The following is a 17,599-nucleotide window of genomic DNA, read 5'->3' as shown; positions in this document are numbered from 1 at the left end:
CAAGTCGCGCAAAACGCGCTGCAGGGTGGCGAAACGCGCATGTCACGAGGAGGAACGCAACAACAAATACCGGGCCACGGCTACTCGAACATTGCCGGCAACACGGGCCCCACAAGGACCGAAGCCGGACGCAAAATCATATCCGCCGAGGATTCCCAGAATCACGCCATCATGGCCGCGGCAAGCGCTCTTCACAACCGGTTTCGTCGGCGTTCCAATAAGCTTATCCCGGACTTTATCAGGAAACTGTACGATTTTTCAAATAGAAAGGGGCCCGTCAACGACGAGCCCCTGATTTCAACCGCAAATCCGGCAATTAGGCAGTGGCGTTTGCCTTTTCTTCCTGCCGGTCGGCATAGATGTAGAGCGGGCGGGCGGAGCCGCGAACGACCTCTTCGGAGATGACCACTTCGCGAACACCTTCCAGCGCCGGCAGATCGAACATGGTGTCGAGCAGGATCTTTTCCATGATCGAGCGCAGGCCGCGAGCGCCGGTCTTGCGCACGATCGCCTTGCGGGCGATTTCGCGCAGCGCATCTTCGTGGAAAGTCAACTCGACATCTTCCATCTCGAACAGGCGCTGATACTGCTTGACGAGCGCGTTCTTCGGTTCCGACAGGATCTGGATCAGCGCATCCTCGTCGAGGTCTTCCAGCGTCGCCAGAACCGGCAGACGGCCAATGAACTCCGGGATCAGGCCGAACTTGACCAGGTCTTCCGGCTCCAGTTCGCGCAGCACTTCGCCGACGCGACGGTCATCCGGTGCCTTGACAGCGGCGCTGAAGCCGATCGAGGTCTTTTCGCCGCGGGCGGAGATGATCTTGTCGAGACCGGCAAAAGCGCCGCCGCAGATGAACAGGATGTTCGTGGTGTCGACCTGCAGGAATTCCTGCTGCGGATGCTTGCGGCCACCCTGGGGAGGAACCGAAGCGACCGTGCCTTCCATGATCTTCAGCAGCGCCTGCTGCACGCCTTCGCCCGAAACATCGCGGGTGATCGACGGATTGTCCGACTTGCGCGAGATCTTGTCGACTTCGTCGATGTAGACGATGCCGCGCTGAGCGCGCTCGACATTGTAGTCGGCAGCCTGCAGCAGCTTCAGGATGATGTTTTCGACATCTTCGCCGACGTAACCGGCTTCGGTTAGCGTCGTGGCGTCAGCCATGGTGAACGGCACGTCGATGATACGGGCCAGCGTCTGTGCGAGGTAGGTCTTGCCGCAGCCGGTCGGGCCGACGAGCATGATGTTCGACTTCGCCAGTTCGACATCGCCGTTCTTCGACGCATGCGCGAGACGCTTGTAGTGGTTATGAACTGCCACTGACAGGATCTTCTTCGCCTGCCTCTGGCCGATGACGTATTCGTCGAGAACCTTGATAATATCCTGCGGTGTCGGCACGCCGTCACGGGATTTCACCATCGAGGACTTGTTCTCCTCGCGGATGATATCCATGCAGAGCTCGACGCATTCATCGCAGATGAAGACGGTCGGTCCGGCAATAAGCTTCCGGACTTCATGCTGGCTCTTGCCGCAGAATGAACAATACAGGGTATTCTTGGAGTCGCCGCCGTTGCTGCCGCTGACTTTGCTCATATCATTTTCCTTCCAGCACGCCGCTGATTCCCAGATTGAAATCGCGGTCCACTCAATGCGCCCACCGGACCTGCCCCTCGTTTATCAGCAGATCGCGGCGCTCTTCGGGGTACTGAACGTAGCCCAGACAACATATCCGGGCTGCGGTGGCAACGAATCCCCCTTCGAATGCCGAATGCTATGTCATAAAATCGCTACATAGCATTAATGCTTACTATTACCGTGTTCTACACCACATTAAACCCCTATTCGATCACAAATGGGATAGAACTGTGGCGTAGAAGACACCGCCCGTGGATAACTCAGGCGGGGGTTTCACCTTCCATTTCAGTACGAGACGTCAGCACCTTGTCGATCAGACCCCATTCCTTCGCCTCATCGGAGGACATGAAATGGTCACGATCGAGCGTTTGTTCAACCTCTTCGTAAGTCCGGCCGCAATGCTTGACGTAGACTTCGTTCAGGCGGCGCTTCATCTTGATGATGTCGCGGGCGTGACGCTCGATGTCCGAAGCCTGACCCTGGAAGCCGCCGGAAGGCTGGTGAACCATGATGCGGGAATTCGGCGTGGCGAAACGCATGTCCTTGTCGCCGGCCGCAAGCAGCAGCGAGCCCATCGAGGCGGCCTGGCCGATGCAAAGCGTGGATACGGCGGGCTTGATGAACTGCATGGTGTCATAGATTGCCATGCCGGCGGTGACAACGCCGCCCGGGGAATTGATGTAGAGCGCGATTTCTTTCTTCGGGTTTTCCGCCTCGAGGAAGAGAAGCTGGGCGCAGACCAGCGTCGCCATTTGATCTTCGACCGGGCCCGTCAGGAAGATGATGCGTTCCTTCAGCAGGCGAGAATAGATGTCGTAAGACCGTTCCCCGCGGTTGGTCTGCTCAACAACCATCGGCACCAGAGCCATAGCTGTATCGACTGGATTTCTCATGTGCGTCCTTTACCAAGCTTGCCCCGGCGGCGAAAACGCCGGGAATCGAATAAAATCCCTTACCCTACATAGAGTGTCACTGCCCTGCACTTCAAGACGCGCGAAAGGATAACGTCAAAAAGGCCTAATGGCCCAGGAGATGTTGAGGAAGCGTTTCTAACCGCTGATTTCCTCATGCCAATAGCTCCGATGACGCTCTTCGCGCGGTCCACCGCTTTTCCCAACTGCAGGGTGAAGGAAGGATGAAGCGCAGACGAGCTTGGCACAGCGTAATCCCATGCGCAGGTAAAATTTACCAAGCGACTTAAGGAACTCACCATCTTATTCGGCGATGATGCCTCCATTGCAAGCGTTACCGTGTCCTTTGCGCCGACGAAATCCGCGCCACGGTAAAGGAGAAACGCATATCGTGCTCAATATCACAACGGGCCTCACCATCTGGTGTTCGGAAGCGATTACGCTCGCAACCGTGCTTTTCTTTGCCTGGCGGCATGATCGCCAGACGCCTGCCTATTTGATGTGGTCGCTGGGCTTCACCGTCAGCGCCGTCGGGTTCGCCCTCGTGGCAGCGCGCGGCTTCATTCCGGATTTCCTGTCGATCGAAGTCGGCAACGGCATCGCTCTGCTCGGCGAAAGTGCCTGGATCGCCGGCTTTTGCTGGATGGACAATCGCCGGCTGGACTGGCGGGCGCTGTTCCCGCCGGCCATCTGGTTTGCCGGGGTCGAACTGCCTTGGATTCACGAGAGTTTCGTCAATCGCGTCATCCTCTACGATCTCGCTGGCGCGGTCGGCGCGACGTTGCTCGCCGCTGCGGTCCGCCCGGCGGAAGGCCGGCGCGAAGGGGTGCGCGGTCTGCTCGGCTTCGTTTTCATGGCGCTCGCCTGCCTTTGCTTCGTTTCCGCCATGTCGATGACGCTTCTGCAGCTCAACCTTGAGGAAGCGCAGAGCTATCGCAGCTACTCCGCCCTTGGCAGCGCGTTGCTGATCACCACGGCAATCGCACTCACTGGCAAGCTGATGATGGAGCGGTCCGAACGACGCTGGCGGGCTATATCGGTCACGGATACGCTGACGGGCGTGCTGAACCGACGCGGCCTGCAGGATTATTTCGAACTTGTCGCCGGAAAGACGACCAAAGACTCGCAGAAGATCGCCACGCTGCTGTTCGATCTCGATCACTTCAAGGCGATCAACGACCGTTATGGCCACCAGACGGGCGATATCGTGCTTGCCGAATTCGCTCGCATCGGACGACAGTTCGTGCCTCGCAACGGCGCATTCGGCCGCATGGGTGGCGAGGAATTTACCGCCTTCATCCTCGTAGACGACCAAGCGGAGGCCGAGGCGATCGCCGAGACGATCCGCCTGGACTTCTGCCGTGTGCCGCTGCTTGCCGGCCGCTCGTTAGTGCCAGCGACCGTCAGCATCGGTCTGGCGATCATGCCATGCGAAAACGCCAATTGGGACCGATTGGTTTCCGCCGCAGATCGGGCGCTTTATGCCGCCAAGCGCGGCGGCCGCAATTGCACGATCGTCTTCAGCGAGGCGGAAGCGGCAATGGCCACCGATACCCCGCCCGATCCGAACGGCGGCGAGCTTGTGCCGACACTCGATGATCAGATTCATGCGCTGCGCCGCCTCGGTACGCTGGCACGGATGTAACGGCCTTTTCCCATCCGCTTTATTCCGATAATCCTTTCGTCATGACCACATCCTCCGTTTTCTCCATCGATCCCGTGGCGCGTCGCGTGTCCCTCAATGCGCGCGATCCCGCCTTCTACAACAATCCGAACGCCGTCTATGCCGCCCTGCATGCCGAATGTCCCACCTTCTATTGGGAACAGCAGAAGCAATGGTATTTCACCGGCTATGACCATGTGAACGGCCTGCTGCGCGACCGCCGCTTCGGCCGGCAGATCCTGCATATCGCCAGCCGCGAAGAACTCGGCCTGCCCGCGCCGCAGCCGCATCTCAAAAATTTCGATCTTGCCGAACAACATTCACTGCTCGAAATCGAGCCGCCCGAGCACACGCGGCTGAGAACCCTCGTCAACCGCGCCTTCGTCTCCCGTCACGTCGAGAAGATGAAGCCGGAGCTGGCGGAGCTCGCCAACCGGCTGATCGATAATTTCGAAGAAAAAAGCGAAGTCGAACTGCTGTCGGCCTTTGCCGATATCATTCCCGTCACCATGATCGCGCGGATGATCGGCATTCCGGAAGAGATGGGGCCGCAATTGCTGAAGTGGTCGCATGCCTATGTACGCATGTACATATTCGGCCGCACGCCCGAAGACGAGCTTGCCGCCGATCAGGCAGCCAAGGAATTTGCCGACTACGTGAAAACGGTCATTCGCGAGCGCCGCGCCAATCCGCAGGACGATCTCCTCACGCATATGATCACAACCGAGCATAAGGGCCAGTATCTGACCGAGGACGAGCTGGTCTCAACGACGATCGTGCTGCTCAATGCCGGCCACGAGGCGACGGTGCATCAGATCGGCAATTCCGTCCGTGTCATTCTGGAGAACGGCTACGCACCTGCCGCGCTTTTCAAGGATGAGGCGACGACGGAGCGTACTGTCGAGGAAACGCTGCGAATCTGCGCGCCCGTGCATGTCTTCCAGCGCTGGTGCCTGGAGCCGGCAGAAATCGACGGCGTGTCCTTCCAGCGTGGCGATAAGGTGGCGTTGATTCTCGCCGCCGCCAATCTCGACCCCACGAAGTTCTCCGATCCCCTCACCTTCAAGCCCGACCGCAACGAAGCACCCAATCTCTCCTTCGGCGCCGGTATCCATTTCTGCATCGGCGCGCCGCTGGCGCGGCTGGAATTGAACGTGGTGCTGCCGATCCTGTTCGAACGCCTGCCCGGCCTGACGCTCAAGAAGACGCCGGAGGTCAAGGATCTCTATCAATTCCACGGCCTCGACAAGCTGGAACTGAGCTGGTGAGTTAAGTATTGCCTTTGGCCGAGAGCCCGCCAATCCCGATTGCGCGTTACGCCTTGATTGCAGGACTATCCGCTAGGTTCATTGATCGCCTAAAACGCAAAATGGCGCGCCGGGCGGGCGCGCCATTGCAAAACCCTTGGCAGCGGGCGGCATGCGCCCGCCTCTGCCATATCAGCCGTAACGGCCGGTGATGTAGTCTTCCGTGCGCTTGACCTTCGGCGCCTGGAAAATCTGCTCGGTCGCGCCGTATTCGATCAACTCACCTAGATACATGAAGGCGGTGTTGTCGGAGATACGGCTCGCCTGCTGCATGTTGTGCGTCACGATGACGACCGTGAACTCGCCCTTAAGCTGCGAGACCAATTCCTCGACCTTGGCGGTCGAGATAGGATCGAGAGCCGAAGTCGGCTCGTCGAGAAGCAACACGGATGGCTTCACCGCGATGGCGCGGGCGATGCAGAGACGCTGCTGCTGGCCGCCGGAAAGGCCAAGTCCGCTCTGGTGCAGCTTTTCCTTCACTTCGCTCCAAAGCGCAGTTTCAGTCAGCGCCGCTTCGACGCGGGCGTCCATTTCCGCCTTGGAAATCTTCTCATAGAGCCGGATGCCGAAAGCGACGTTTTCATAGATCGACATCGGGAACGGCGTGGGCTTCTGGAACACCATGCCGACCTTGGCACGCAAATCGTTCAGATCGACGTCCTTGGCGAGGATATTGCGGCCATCCAACAGGATCTCGCCGCCAACAGTCTGGCCCGGATAGAGATCATACATCCGGTTGAAGGTGCGCAGCAGCGTGGACTTGCCGCAACCCGAAGGGCCGATGAAGGCGGTGACCGCATTTTTGCGGATGTTCATGTTCACACCCTTCAGAACGCGATGGCCGTTCTGATAGGTGAAATCGAGGTTCTTCACCTCAAGTTTCGCGAGCATGTCGGGACCCGACTGTGAAACGGCGTCCTTCCCCGACTGTGCGTTGACGCTCTGGAAATTGCTGTCGCTCATGTTCATGGTTTCATTCCTATCGTTCGGCGGCTGCGTCACTGGCGGCGCCCACTCAAGACACGGGCAAGGATGTTAAGGGCTAGGATGGCAACGGTGATGATCAGCGCGCCGGCCCAAGCCAGTTGTTTGAGATCCTCACCTGCATCGGCGGCGAGCGTGTTGATGGCAACCGGCAGCGTGGCGATTGGACCGGTCACGCCCGCATTCATAAATTTGCTGTAACCGGCGGTGAAGAGAAGCGGCGCGGTTTCGCCGCTGATACGGGCGACGGCCAGCAGGATGCCGGTGAGGATGCCGGTCCAGGCGGAACGGTAGATCACCATCATCATGGACTTCCAGCGCGGCGCGCCGAGCGCGGCGGTCGCCTCACGAAGCGCATTTGGCACCAGCAACAGCATATCCTGCGTCGTGCGGTTGACGACCGGAAGGGCGATCAGCGCCAGCGCGAGGATGCCGGCGATGGCGGAGTTGCCGTGCATGGGCACGACCACGAGGCCGTAGACGAACACGCCGATGATGATCGAGGGTGCGGACAGCAAGATGTCGTTGATGAACTTGGCGGCCTCGGCAAGCTTGGTGCCGTTGGCATATTCCACCAGATAGGTGCCGGCGAGAATGCCGATCGGCGCGGCGATCAGGATGGCGCAGCCCGTGACCAGCACGGTGCCATAGATCGCGTTGATCAGACCACCGCGCGAGCCCTGCGCCGGGATCGACATCGTGAAGACGTCGAGGCTGAGTGCCGATACGCCGCGATAAAGCAGGGTCACAAGGATCACGCTGAGAAAGAATATGCCGAGGATGGCCGCGAGGAAGCACAAGGCCATCATCACGCGGTTCTTCCCATAGCGCCTCGACACGAGATTCTGACGAATTGCATTTTCCATGGGTGTTTTCCTCAATGCGCGTCGCCGCGGCCGATCATCCATCTCGCCGCTGCTAGCACGCAGAAGGAAAGGACGAACAGGAGCAGGCCGAGCGCGATCAGGCTCGACAATTGTAGACCGTCGGCATCGCCGAAGTTGTTCGCGATCTGGGCGGAAATGGTGGTGGACGGCGAAATGATCGACGATTGCAGGCGGCTCACCGAGCCTACAACGAAGGTGACGGCCATGGTTTCGCCGAGCGCGCGGCCGAGGCCGAGCATGATGCCGCCGACGAGGCCGCGACGTGTATAGGGGATCAGGATGTGGCGGGCCACCTCCCATGTGGTCATGCCCATGCCGTAAGCGGATTCACGCAACATCGGCGGCACGGTGCTGAACACGTCGCGGGCAATCGCGGTGATGAACGGCAGGATCATGACAGCCAGCACGAGGCTTGCCGTCAACAGGCCGACGCCTGGGGCCGGCGGCTGGAACAGCAGGCCGATCAACGGCACCTGGCCGATCGTCATCATAAGGAAGGGCAGGATATAGTTCTGCATCAGCGGCACGAGAATGAACAGACCGACGATACCGTAGATAATGGAGGGCACACCGGCCAAAAGCTCGATGGCCGTGCTGATCGGACGTCGCAGGCTGCCGGGGCAAAGTTCCGTGAGGAAGATGGCAATGCCGATGCCGAGGGGAACGGCAATCAGCATGGCGATGAACGAACTCACCAGCGTACCGACCACGGCAGGCACTGCACCGTAAATATCGACGGGAGCGCTCCACTTTGTGCCAAAGAGGAACGATAAGCCGAAGGTCTGGAAGGTTGGCAAGGCATCGATGACAAGAACCACCAGGATTGCCAGCAGCAGAAGCACGACGAGAGTAGCCGAGCCAAGCGTCATAAAATAGAAAATCCGATCCTGCATCCGGAATTTTCTGGTGCTGGCGGTGGTATCTATAGCCTGGAAGGCAGCCGTCTGAGTCGCGTCAGCCATCGATTTCCCCTTGTCCGTGACGAAAGGCGGACAGGGCTATACCCTGTCCGCCGCAACTTCTCACCCAGCACAAATTACTTCGTGCCGAAGTCCTTCTGCCAGGACTTCTCGACAATCTCGACGACATTGTCCGGGACTGCCAGATAAGACAGGGCGGTCGCGTCCTTCTGACCGTTCTGATAGGACCACTTGAAGAACTTCAGGGCCTCTTCGTTCTTAGCGGCATCGGCCGGCTTCTTGTAGAGCATAACCCAGGTCGAAGCGGCAATCGGCCAGCTCTTTTCGCCCGGCTGATTGGTGATGATCAGGTTGAAGTTCTTGGCATGAGCCCAATCGGCGTTGGAAGCAGCAGCCTTGAATGTATCGAGGCTAGGCTCGACAACCTTGCCGGCAGCATTCTTCATCTTCGCGAAACCGATATGGTTGGCGACGACGTAAGAATATTCAACGTAAGAGATCGAACCAGCCGTCTGGTTGACAGTGGTGGAAACGCCTTCGGAACCCTTGGCGCCAAAGCCGACCGGCCATTCAACTGCCGTGTTCGAACCAACCTTTTCTTTCCACTCCGGCGAAACCTTCGACAGGAAATCGGTGAAGTTGAAGGTCGTGCCCGAGCTGTCGGCGCGATAAACGACGGAGATCGCGGTGGAAGGCAGCTTCACGTCGGGGTTCAGGGCCTTGATGGCTGCATCGTCCCACTTGGCGACCTTGCCGAGGAAGATGTCGGCCAGCGTCTTGCCGTCGAGAACGAGTTCGCCCGGCTTTACGCCTTCAACGTTATAGGAAACGACGATACCGCCGGAGATCATCGGGAACTGGGCAATGCCGTTCTTCTCGAGGTCAGCGTCGCTCATCGGCTTATCCGAAGCGCCGAATACGATCGTCTTGTCGAGGAGCTGCTTGATGCCGGCGCCCGAACCGACCGACTGGTAGTTGACGACGTTGTTCGTCGCAGCCTTATAGCCTTCAGCCCACTTGGACATAACCGGCGCGATAAAGCTCGAGCCGGCGCCCGTGATGTCGGCAGCCGAGGCCGACACGGACATAGCCGCGATGAAGCCTGCAGTCAGGCAAAGCGAACGAAATTTCTGATTCAACATGATTGAACTCACTTCCTCAAGTGATGAATGGATGGCGAGCAGGATCTGAGCACGGAACGTCCCCATCGGTTCGTAACCCCCACCTCAATCTCCTGGCGACAGTGATGGCTCTAATCTCGCAGTGTTTCAGTTTGATGACAGTTTGGTGAAAGGCCAGTGACACAACTTGCGGCAATGAAAACGGCTATTTGCGCTGGCCGGCTAACAAATGCCTGCGCGCGTCCGAACGGCGCTGGCCGTCCTGATTTGATTCGACCGGCTTTGCGGCGCCGTCAGAGACGGATCACATAATCCTTTCGGGTGGTTTCAATGACTTCCCACGTCCCCTTAAAGCCGGGTCTCAGAATCATGCGATCGCCGGCACGCAGGTGAAAAGCCTCGCCATTTTCGGCAGTTACCACCGAGTAGCCGGAAAGGATATGGAAATACTCCCACTCGTCATAGACGATTCGCCATTTTCCGGGCGTTGCCTCCCATATGCCCGCGTAGAGGCCGCCATCAGCTTCCTCGACATTCCAGGTGCGGAACTTTGGCGCCCCGGAAACGATGCGATCGTCGGCGGGAGCACCGGTTTCCGGCTCGACGCCTTCGGGGTCCAATCGTAAATACGTTGTCATAAATCTTCCGTCCCGATCTGGAAACGCTTCCGTGTCATGCCTTCGCCAGCGCCTGCTCAAGGTCGGCGATGATGTCCTTGACGTCCTCGATGCCGATCGACAGGCGCACCACATCCGGACCGGCGCCGGCTGCGATTTTCTGCTCGTCGGTGAGCTGCTTGTGCGTCGTCGAGGCAGGGTGGATGACCAGGGAGCGCGTGTCGCCGATATTGGCGAGATGGGAAAAGAGCTCCAGGCCTTCCACAAATCCCTTGCCCGCTTCATATCCGCCCTTCAACCCGAAAGTGAAGACGGAACCCGCCCCCTTGGGCGAATAGCGCTGTTGCAGCGGATGGTTCGGGTCGTCCTCAAGGCCGGCATAGTTCACCCAGGCCACCTTGTCCTGCCCTTTCAGCCAGCGGGCGACGGCGATCGCATTGTCGGAATGGCGCTGCATGCGCAGCGGCAACGTCTCGATGCCCGTAAGGATCAAGAAGGCATTGAAGGGGGAGATGGCAGGGCCGAGATCGCGCAGGCCGAGGACGCGGCAGGCGATGGCGAAAGCGAAATTGCCGAAGGTGGCGTGCAGCACGATGCCGTTATATTCCGGCCTCGGCGTCGACAGCATCGGATAATTGTCTGACGCGGACCAGTCGAAGGTGCCGCCATCGATGATCATGCCGCCCATGGAATTGCCGTGGCCGCCCATGAATTTGGTCAACGAATGGATGACGATGTCGGCGCCATGCTCCAACGGCCGGATGAGATAGGGGCTGGCCATTGTATTGTCGACGATCAGCGGCAGGCCGTGCCGGCGGGCAACGGCGGCGATCGCCTCGATGTCGACGAAGGTACCGCCGGGATTGGCGAGGCTTTCAATGAAGATGCCGCGGGTGCGGCTGTCGATCTGTGTCTCGAACGTGGCCGGATCGGCGGAGTCGGCCCAGCGCACATGCCAATCGAAATTCTGGAAGGAGTGGCCGAACTGATTGATCGAGCCACCGTAGAGCTGCCTGGCGGCGACGAAATTGTCGCCCGGCTGCATGATGGTGTGAAAGACGAGCATCTGAGCAGCATGACCAGAGGCGACGGCGAGGCCGGCCGTGCCGCCTTCGAGGGCTGCCACCCGTTCCTCGAGTACGGCCTGGGTCGGGTTCATGATACGCGTGTAAATATTGCCGAACTGCTGCAGCCCGAAGAGTGCGGCGGCGTGGTCCGCATCCTGAAAGACGAAGGAGGTCGTCTGATAGATCGGTGTCGCGCGGGCGCCCGTCGTCGGGTCCGGCTGCGCGCCCGCATGAATCGCCAGCGTGTCGAAACCTGGATTGTTGGTCGGCATGCCCTCTCCTTCCGCCCATACTATTATAACGGGAGGATCATAGCGTCTCAGGCCTTAAAGTTAACCGCGAACTTTGCCGAGCTTTTCCGCTCACGAAAAAAACCTGCCATCTTTCGGCGATATCGCGCGACAAAATGGTCAGCTTTTCGCAGTAGTCAGGCGCAGGCTGTCGGGGTCAGGCGACCAGGCGCGGATATTCGATGGCCGGGCAGCGATCCATGACGACCTTGACGCCGGCCGCTTCCGCTCTCGCAGCGGCGGCGTCGTCTCTGACGCCGAGCTGGCCCCAAATGACCGGCGGCCTCGGCTCGATCATGATCGTCTCCTCGACCACCGAGCGCAGATATTCCGGTGCACGGAAGACATCAACCATGTCGACCGGCTCGGGAATATCGGCCAGATGACCAAAGACCCATTGTCCGAGGATCTCCTTGCCGGCCTGCCCGGGATTGACGGGAATGACGCGATAGCCTCGCGCCATCAGGTAGGCCATGACGCCGTTGCTAGGCCGCGCGGGATTGGGCGATGCGCCAACAAGCGCAATGGTCCGTACGGATAAAAGGATATCGGCGATATAAGAATCCTCGTAGCGGTCATGGTTCATCACGGAGCCTCCCTTTGGATCACACTTGCGTTTTGCCACAAATCCGGAAACCACGGCCGCGGCTTTCGCGTATATATAGGTATTATAACAATTTCAGGGAGAATTGCTCCGATGAAAAAAATCATCCTGCTGAGCCTGCTGATTGCCTCCGCCGCCAGCCCGGCCTTGGCGATCTCACGGTACAACTCCATGTCCTTCACCTGTGGCCAGGCTAAGGCGATCATAGACCGCGAACGGGCGGTAATCATGCGCTATCCGTCCACCAGGGTGCGCAACATGACGCTCTATGATCGTGTCGTTTCTGACAGCAATGCCTGCGATCCCGGCTACTATGCCTATCAGGACTATATTCCGACCAAGGACAGGCCCAACTGCCCCGTCTACACATGTCGGCCGTCGACCGATTTCGACGACGATGATTTGCTCATCCCGCATCGATAGCAGCAGGGCAAAGCAGGTTGCTAGCCTCTCTCGATCTCGATTTGCGCATGGGATTGTGGTTCAGCCTGCATCGCGTTGATCGCGATGCGGTGCAGTTTTGCCCCGCGGCCGCAATTTGGTTACTCCCCAAAACGTTCCGTTCCTTAATCATGATAGCACGATAACATCCTCATAGCGCTTTGGATGTTATCGGAATAACCCCAGACAATGCGTTCACCCGGCATGCAATTTTTGTTCTCTCTTCATTCCCCTGTAAATTAGAAACACCTCATGGTTGCGCGAATAAATAGAACAAATAGCGAACGCTCAACCGCACTTTTCTATGGATTTATTGAGGAAAGCAACAGCCAGAAGCATGTAAACCCACACATGTTGTTGCTTTTGGAGTATTGAGCGTCAATGGCATCCCGTATACCCACAAATCATCAAACTCTCGCCCGTTGCCGCGCAATTCGAGGTCTCCGTGTCCGCTGACGTTATCGCTCTCGTCCTCTTCGGCGCCCTGCTGCACGCAACGTGGAACGCAATCATCAAGGCGGGAACGGAGAAGTCCCTGGATGCCGCGATGGTTGCAGCAGGCGGCGCGGTCACTGCCCTGCCCTTTCTGCCGTTTCTGCCGTTGCCGGCTTCGGCCGCCTGGCCCTTCATCGGCGCCTCGGCGATCCTGCAATTTGCTTATTTTCAGTTGGTAGCCGCGGCCTACCGCGCCGGCGACATCGGTCTCGTCTATCCGCTGATGCGCGGGGTGGCGCCGCTGATCATCGTTGCGACCAGCGGCTTCATCCTTCGGGAGACGCTGTCCAGCGGTGCTCTGCTCGGTACGATGACGATCTGCGCCGGAATATTGACGCTTGCCTTCGAAGCCCGGAAGGGCGGCCGGCAGGCCATCGTCCTTGCTTTGTCGAACGCGGTGGTCATCGCCACCTATACCTATGTCGATGGTATCGGCGCACGCCTTTCCGGCAATTCCATATCCTATACGCTGTGGATGTCGCTCCTGCCGCCGGTGCTACTGTTTGCCTGGGCAATCTCGCAGCGCGGCTTTTCCGTTGTCGCCGCCCATGTCCGCTACAATTGGTGGCGCGGCCTGATCGGCGGCGGCGGTTCGCTGACGTCCTATGGCCTGGCATTGTGGGCGATGACCAAGGCGCCCGTCGCCATGGTGGCGGCGCTACGCGAGACATCGATCCTATTTGCACTGGTGATTTCGGTGGTCATCCTGAAGGAGCGATCGAGCATCTGGCGTTATGTCGCCGGTGCGATTATTGCAGGCGGCGTGTTGGTTCTAAGGCTGGCCTAAAGATGAGAAATATGGGGTATTGAAATACCGTATATTTAACATATTGATTCTGTTCACGAATTTTTCAGACAGCCAAATCCTGTCTTATTGACCTCAACAGCTATTCCCTTTATAAGCCGCGCCAGATCGCAGCCTTTCCGGGCTGCTTTCTTTTTGGCGCGCGTTTCGCTCGCCAAACCAAGCAACAAGAAACGCCCTGATGCCTTCGGGTCCAGGGTCCCAAAAGAGAGTATTCAACATGGCAACCTTCTCCCAGAAGCCTGCAGAGGTGGAGAAGAAGTGGGTTCTCATCGACGCCGAAGGGCTCGTCGTTGGCCGTCTCGCTTCTCTCATCGCAATGCGTCTGCGTGGCAAGCATAAGGCTACCTTCACGCCGCACGTCGACGACGGCGACAACGTCATCGTCATCAATGCCGACAAGGTCGTCTTCACCGGCAAGAAGTACGAAGACAAGGTTTACTACTGGCACACCGGTTACGCCGGCGGCATCAAGGAGCGCACCGCTCGCCAGATCATCGAAGGCCGCTTCCCGGAGCGCGTTCTCGAGAAGGCTGTCGAACGCATGGTTCCGCGCGGCCCGCTCGGCCGTCGCCAGATGAAGAACCTGCGCGTCTACGCCGGCTCCAACCATCCCCATGAAGCCCAGCAGCCGGTCGTTCTCGACGTGGCCAAGCTGAACAAGAAGAACGTAAGGAGCGCCTGATAATGGCTGATCTCTCTTCCCTGAAGGATCTCGGCACGGCATCGGAAGCTGCTGCTCCGGTTCACGTCCGCAAGGTTGACTCGCTTGGCCGTTCCTACGCGACCGGCAAGCGCAAGGACGCCGTCGCCCGCGTTTGGGTCAAGGCCGGCTCCGGCAAGATCATCGTCAACGGCAAGGACTACACGGCTTATTTCGCCCGTCCGGTTCTGCAGATGATCCTGCGTCAGCCGATCGTCGCAGCTGCCCGTGATGGCCAGTTCGACATCGTTGCAACCGTTGCCGGCGGCGGTCTTTCCGGCCAGGCCGGTGCCGTTCGCCACGGCCTGTCCAAGGCGCTCACCTACTTCGAACCGGGCCTGCGCTCGGTCCTGAAGAAGGGCGGCTTCCTGACCCGCGACAGCCGCGTCGTCGAACGCAAGAAGTACGGCCGTGCCAAGGCACGTCGTTCGTTCCAGTTCTCCAAGCGTTAATCGCTTATCCGAGATCGGATTTTGGAAAGGCCGGGTTCGCCCGGCCTTTTTGTTTATGTGATGTGCCGTCCCGGCTTAGGTCTTCCGGTCGTTCAGCCAGCCCGGCAATGTCAGGATGGGTTAGCGCTTTTTTGCTTCCTGATCGTATGATCGATTATAGAGGAGCGGGACAGGAACCGTACGGGGACGGAAATGAGATCTGACGGGCTAAGCTTGATCTCTTCGCTGGCGCTTGCGGTTCTCTGCGCAACCGCGGCTTTTTCAGCGGATACCGTAACGACGATCGAGGCAACGCCGGTACCCATGGAAAGCATGCGGGATTTCCTGCAAGCCAATCCGGACTGTCAGCAATTTACCGATCAATGTTCGATCTGCACCGTTGCCAACGGAAAGGCCGAATGCTCCACGCCGCAAATCGCATGCGTGAAAAAGGCGTATCAATGCACTGCACGCGCAAAGCAGTAGCTGGGAAAGCCGCCTGCTTGCAATTAGCGCCGATGTCTCCTAACTCGAGTCAGCCGAAGGCACATCACGACCCGGGCCTAGTTTCCACGCAAGGAGAATCCCATGCCGAGCACGTCGATCGATCACGCCTTTTCAGCCACCAGCCTGACGTCGGCGGCCAGCGATCCGACTTTTGCGGGCGCGCTCTCCTTCATGCGCCGGCGATTCACCAAGTCGCTTGAGGGCGTCGACGCCGTCGTCTGGGGCATTCCCTTCGATGCGGCCACATCCAACCGCCCCGGAACGCGTTTCGGGCCGCAGGCGATCCGTCGCGCGTCGGCAATCTTCGACAATGATCCGCAATATCCTTTCCATCGCGACCTCTTCGCCGAAATGGCCGTCATCGATTACGGCGATTGCCTGCTCGACTACGGCAACCACCAGGAGACGCCGGCGGCGATCGAGCGGCAGGCCAACACGATCCTCGATAGCGGCGCATTTTTGCTGACGCTCGGCGGCGACCATTTCGTCACCTGGCCTTTGCTGAAGGCGCACGCAGCCAAACATGGCCCCTTGGCGCTGGTGCAGTTCGATGCGCATCAGGACACGTGGTTCGACGACGGCAAGCGCATCGACCACGGCTCCTTCGTCGCACGCGCTGCCCGTGACGGCTTGATCGATGCCGACCGGTCCATCCAGATCGGCATCCGCACGCATGCGCCGGAGGATTATGGCATTCGGGTTCTCTACGGCCATGAAGCCGAGGATATGAGCGCTGCCGATATCGCGTCGGCGATCATCTCCCATACCAAAGGCGCGCCCGTCTACCTGACCTTCGATATAGACTGCCTCGATCCGGCCTATGCGCCCGGCACAGGCACACCGGTCGCTGGTGGTCCGTCGAGTGCGAAAATCCTCTCGGTACTGCAGCGCCTGCGTCAGCTCGACATCAGGGGCGCCGATGTCGTCGAAGTCTCCCCTGCCTATGACCATGCCGACATCACTGCCATTGCCGGAGCAACGGTGGCGATGTATATGCTCGGTCTCCACGCCGAAAGGCGTGCGATCAGCCGCTGACCGCGACTGTTATCATTTTGAATCAACTCCATGGCAAACTGAGTCCGGAAACACTCTGAACCTATTGAAAGAGCAGGATTAAAATGGCACCGAAAATCTTCATCGACGGCGAACACGGAACCACGGGCTTGCAGATCCGCACGCGCATGGCCGACCGCCGCGATGTCGAGCTTCTGTCTATTCCGGAAGCCGAGCGGCGCAATGCCGCGATGCGCGAAGACATGCTGAACAACGCCGATATCGCCATTCTCTGCCTGCCCGACGATGCGTCGAAGGAAGCGGTGAAGATGGTTTCGGCCAACAACAATGTCCGCGTCATCGACACCTCCACCGCCCATCGCGTCAATCCCGGCTGGGCCTATGGTTTTGCCGAAATGGACAAGGATCAGGGCGACAAGATCAAGGCCGCCCGTTTCGTCGCCAACCCCGGCTGCTATCCGACCGGCGCCATCGGCCTCATCCGGCCGCTGCGTGCTGCCGGCATCCTGCCCGACGGCTATCCCGTCACCATCAATGCCGTTTCCGGCTATACCGGCGGCGGCAAGCAGATGATCGCGCAGATGGAAAATGCCGATCATCCCGATGCGATCACCGCACCGCACTTCCTCTATGGCCTGCCGCTGACCCACAAGCATGTGCCGGAGATGACGACGCATGGCCTGCTTGACCGCGCGCCGATCTTCTCGCCGTCGGTCGGCAAGTTCCCGCAGGGCATGATCGTGCAGGTGCCGTTGCATCTCGACGATCTCGCTGAAGGCGCGACGCTGGAAAGCATCCATGCTGCGCTGGCCGCCCATTATGCCGGTCAGGATATCGTGCAGGTCATCTCGCTGGCGGAGAGCCGCGCGTTGCCGCGCGTCAACGCCATCGAACTGGCCGGCCAGGATACGATGAAGCTGTTCGTATTCGGCACGCCAGGCACCACACAGGTCAACCTCGTCGCCCTGCTCGACAACCTCGGCAAGGGTGCTTCGGGAGCTGCGGTCCAGAACATGGACCTGATGCTGAGCGCCTGAACTTCCCACCCTAATCAACATCCAAAATTAAGAGAGCCCCAGCCAATCACCTCATGCAGGTCGATCGGCTGGGCTCGATCTATTCCAGACTGAAGTCACCTTCGGTGCGCCTGCCATTTGGAATCATCCCGGGTCACTGACGGCAACGATTTGCAATGC

18 protein-coding genes are annotated in these 17,599 nt (G+C 59.1%); 9 read left to right on the top strand and 9 right to left on the bottom strand.

Annotated elements, in window-relative coordinates:
• Positions 1 to 316: 316 nt before the first annotated feature.
• Together clpX and clpP are read right to left on the bottom strand one after the other, a co-directional pair.
• Positions 317 to 1,594, bottom strand: a complete 1,278-nt coding sequence (gene clpX / locus NXC24_RS07085; protein WP_028753990.1) for an ATP-dependent Clp protease ATP-binding subunit ClpX — start codon at positions 1,592 to 1,594, stop codon at positions 317 to 319.
• Between the two features lie 302 nt (positions 1,595 to 1,896).
• The gene (clpP, locus tag NXC24_RS07080) at positions 1,897 to 2,529 is read right to left on the bottom strand and encodes an ATP-dependent Clp endopeptidase proteolytic subunit ClpP (RefSeq protein WP_104822662.1); all 633 of its coding nucleotides are present in this window, start codon (positions 2,527 to 2,529) and stop codon (positions 1,897 to 1,899) included.
• 409 nt (positions 2,530 to 2,938) lie between these two features.
• Between clpP and NXC24_RS07075 the strand changes: the two genes are divergently transcribed.
• Positions 2,939 to 4,192: a GGDEF domain-containing protein gene (locus NXC24_RS07075; RefSeq protein WP_104822661.1), complete on the top strand. Its 1,254-nt coding sequence runs from the start codon at positions 2,939 to 2,941 to the stop codon at positions 4,190 to 4,192.
• 41 nt (positions 4,193 to 4,233) lie between these two features.
• A complete protein-coding gene (locus NXC24_RS07070; RefSeq protein ID WP_104822660.1) occupies positions 4,234 to 5,478 on the top strand; it encodes a cytochrome P450 in 1,245 nt (414 codons plus the stop codon).
• A 171-nt stretch (positions 5,479 to 5,649) separates the two neighbouring features.
• Here NXC24_RS07070 and pstB read toward each other — a convergent pair whose 3' ends face one another.
• The 7 genes from pstB to NXC24_RS07035 all read right to left on the bottom strand — a co-directional run bounded on the left by pstB (position 5,650) and on the right by NXC24_RS07035 (position 11,989).
• Positions 5,650 to 6,408: a phosphate ABC transporter ATP-binding protein PstB gene (gene pstB / locus NXC24_RS07065; protein WP_199773566.1), complete on the bottom strand. Its 759-nt coding sequence runs from the start codon at positions 6,406 to 6,408 to the stop codon at positions 5,650 to 5,652.
• A 107-nt stretch (positions 6,409 to 6,515) separates the two neighbouring features.
• Complete coding sequence (pstA, locus tag NXC24_RS07060; RefSeq protein WP_104822658.1) at positions 6,516 to 7,367, bottom strand: phosphate ABC transporter permease PstA; 852 nt, start codon at positions 7,365 to 7,367, stop codon at positions 6,516 to 6,518.
• A gap of 11 nt (positions 7,368 to 7,378) precedes the next feature.
• Complete coding sequence (pstC, locus tag NXC24_RS07055; RefSeq protein ID WP_104822657.1) at positions 7,379 to 8,350, bottom strand: phosphate ABC transporter permease subunit PstC; 972 nt, start codon at positions 8,348 to 8,350, stop codon at positions 7,379 to 7,381.
• A gap of 74 nt (positions 8,351 to 8,424) precedes the next feature.
• Entirely contained in the window at positions 8,425 to 9,396 is a 972-nt protein-coding gene (pstS, locus tag NXC24_RS07050) for a phosphate ABC transporter substrate-binding protein PstS (protein ID WP_245463973.1), read from the bottom strand.
• A 326-nt stretch (positions 9,397 to 9,722) separates the two neighbouring features.
• The gene (locus tag NXC24_RS07045; RefSeq protein ID WP_104822656.1) at positions 9,723 to 10,067 is read right to left on the bottom strand and encodes a cupin domain-containing protein; all 345 of its coding nucleotides are present in this window, start codon (positions 10,065 to 10,067) and stop codon (positions 9,723 to 9,725) included.
• Positions 10,068 to 10,101: 34 nt separating this feature from the next.
• On the bottom strand, positions 10,102 to 11,385 hold the full coding sequence (locus NXC24_RS07040; protein ID WP_104822655.1) for an O-acetylhomoserine aminocarboxypropyltransferase: 1,284 nt from the start codon (positions 11,383 to 11,385) through the stop codon (positions 10,102 to 10,104).
• Between the two features lie 175 nt (positions 11,386 to 11,560).
• Positions 11,561 to 11,989, bottom strand: a complete 429-nt coding sequence (locus NXC24_RS07035) for a CoA-binding protein (RefSeq protein ID WP_028753980.1) — start codon at positions 11,987 to 11,989, stop codon at positions 11,561 to 11,563.
• 111 nt (positions 11,990 to 12,100) lie between these two features.
• On the opposite strand from NXC24_RS07035, the gene NXC24_RS07030 reads away from it, so the two are divergent.
• From NXC24_RS07030 to argC, 7 genes are all read left to right on the top strand, one after another.
• Positions 12,101 to 12,430: a hypothetical protein gene (locus NXC24_RS07030; RefSeq protein ID WP_104822654.1), complete on the top strand. Its 330-nt coding sequence runs from the start codon at positions 12,101 to 12,103 to the stop codon at positions 12,428 to 12,430.
• A gap of 463 nt (positions 12,431 to 12,893) precedes the next feature.
• Entirely contained in the window at positions 12,894 to 13,730 is an 837-nt protein-coding gene (locus NXC24_RS07025) for an EamA family transporter (RefSeq protein ID WP_104822653.1), read from the top strand.
• Positions 13,731 to 13,968: 238 nt separating this feature from the next.
• Positions 13,969 to 14,433 carry a 50S ribosomal protein L13 gene (gene rplM / locus NXC24_RS07020; RefSeq protein ID WP_104822652.1) on the top strand — a complete coding sequence of 155 codons (465 nt, stop codon included), beginning with the start codon at positions 13,969 to 13,971 and terminating at the stop codon, positions 14,431 to 14,433.
• A 2-nt stretch (positions 14,434 to 14,435) separates the two neighbouring features.
• The gene (gene rpsI / locus NXC24_RS07015) at positions 14,436 to 14,903 is read left to right on the top strand and encodes a 30S ribosomal protein S9 (RefSeq protein WP_028753976.1); all 468 of its coding nucleotides are present in this window, start codon (positions 14,436 to 14,438) and stop codon (positions 14,901 to 14,903) included.
• Positions 14,904 to 15,095: 192 nt separating this feature from the next.
• Entirely contained in the window at positions 15,096 to 15,368 is a 273-nt protein-coding gene (locus NXC24_RS07010) for a hypothetical protein (protein ID WP_158704429.1), read from the top strand.
• A gap of 102 nt (positions 15,369 to 15,470) precedes the next feature.
• A complete protein-coding gene (speB, locus tag NXC24_RS07005) occupies positions 15,471 to 16,424 on the top strand; it encodes an agmatinase (protein WP_104822650.1) in 954 nt (317 codons plus the stop codon).
• An 83-nt stretch (positions 16,425 to 16,507) separates the two neighbouring features.
• A complete protein-coding gene (argC, locus tag NXC24_RS07000; protein ID WP_104822649.1) occupies positions 16,508 to 17,440 on the top strand; it encodes an N-acetyl-gamma-glutamyl-phosphate reductase in 933 nt (310 codons plus the stop codon).
• Positions 17,441 to 17,599 lie beyond the last annotated feature (159 nt).

The organism is Rhizobium sp. NXC24 (assembly GCF_002944315.1).
Taxonomy (GTDB): Bacteria; Pseudomonadota; Alphaproteobacteria; order Rhizobiales; family Rhizobiaceae; genus Rhizobium.
Note: the sequence above shows the minus strand (reverse complement) of the source record. Positions and strands in the feature narration are given on the sequence as shown.

Bases quoted from the DNA above. Each gene is read 5' to 3' on its own strand.
- NXC24_RS07070 (WP_104822660.1), top strand. From the start codon at position 4,234: ATGACCACATCCTCCGTTTTCTCCATCGATCCCGTGGCGCGTCGCGTG.
- pstA (WP_104822658.1), bottom strand. From the start codon at position 7,367: ATGGAAAATGCAATTCGTCAGAATCTCGTGTCGAGGCGCTATGGGAAG.
- NXC24_RS07035 (WP_028753980.1), bottom strand. From the start codon at position 11,989: ATGAACCATGACCGCTACGAGGATTCTTATATCGCCGATATCCTTTTA.
- argC (WP_104822649.1), top strand. From the start codon at position 16,508: ATGGCACCGAAAATCTTCATCGACGGCGAACACGGAACCACGGGCTTG.
- NXC24_RS07030 (WP_104822654.1), top strand. From the start codon at position 12,101: ATGAAAAAAATCATCCTGCTGAGCCTGCTGATTGCCTCCGCCGCCAGC.
- NXC24_RS07040 (WP_104822655.1), bottom strand. From the start codon at position 11,385: ATGCCGACCAACAATCCAGGTTTCGACACGCTGGCGATTCATGCGGGC.
- rpsI (WP_028753976.1), top strand. From the start codon at position 14,436: ATGGCTGATCTCTCTTCCCTGAAGGATCTCGGCACGGCATCGGAAGCT.
- pstB (WP_199773566.1), bottom strand. From the start codon at position 6,408: ATGCTCGCGAAACTTGAGGTGAAGAACCTCGATTTCACCTATCAGAAC.
- rplM (WP_104822652.1), top strand. From the start codon at position 13,969: ATGGCAACCTTCTCCCAGAAGCCTGCAGAGGTGGAGAAGAAGTGGGTT.
- pstS (WP_245463973.1), bottom strand. From the start codon at position 9,396: ATGTCCGTGTCGGCCTCGGCTGCCGACATCACGGGCGCCGGCTCGAGC.
- NXC24_RS07045 (WP_104822656.1), bottom strand. From the start codon at position 10,067: ATGACAACGTATTTACGATTGGACCCCGAAGGCGTCGAGCCGGAAACC.
- speB (WP_104822650.1), top strand. From the start codon at position 15,471: ATGCCGAGCACGTCGATCGATCACGCCTTTTCAGCCACCAGCCTGACG.
- clpP (WP_104822662.1), bottom strand. From the start codon at position 2,529: ATGAGAAATCCAGTCGATACAGCTATGGCTCTGGTGCCGATGGTTGTT.
- pstC (WP_104822657.1), bottom strand. From the start codon at position 8,350: ATGGCTGACGCGACTCAGACGGCTGCCTTCCAGGCTATAGATACCACC.
- NXC24_RS07010 (WP_158704429.1), top strand. From the start codon at position 15,096: ATGAGATCTGACGGGCTAAGCTTGATCTCTTCGCTGGCGCTTGCGGTT.
- clpX (WP_028753990.1), bottom strand. From the start codon at position 1,594: ATGAGCAAAGTCAGCGGCAGCAACGGCGGCGACTCCAAGAATACCCTG.